Genomic DNA, 287 nt, shown 5'->3' with positions numbered 1-287 from the left:
AACTAAAGCCATCCGAAGGGGACGCCCTTGGTTGGCGAAAGGACAGCGCGTAGCTGGCGCGGTTCGGAAGAGGGGGCCTCAGAGGTGGCTCCCGCGAAAGAGGATCTTTTGGACATTGTCATAGCAAACGGAAGCAGCAGTCCCATCTACGAGCAGATTGCCTCTCAGGTAAAAGCCGCCATCATGACCGGCGAGCTTACGGCAGGGGAAGCTCTGCCCTCCATTCGGGCGCTCGCCAACGACCTGCGCATAAGCGTCATTACCACCAAGCGCGCTTACCAGGAGCT

Annotated in this window: 1 protein-coding gene; it reads left to right on the top strand. The window is 59.2% G+C overall.

Annotated features, from left to right (window positions below):
- Positions 1-84 precede the first annotated feature (84 nt).
- On the top strand, positions 85-287 hold a 203-nt coding region (locus PZH32_RS13935), incomplete at its 3' end, for a GntR family transcriptional regulator (protein WP_428994070.1).

Origin of the sequence: Adlercreutzia equolifaciens (assembly GCF_029076695.1) — a bacterium.
Classification (GTDB): domain Bacteria; phylum Actinomycetota; class Coriobacteriia; order Coriobacteriales; family Eggerthellaceae; genus Adlercreutzia; species Adlercreutzia equolifaciens_A.
This window is presented reverse-complemented; position numbering and strand designations above follow the sequence as displayed.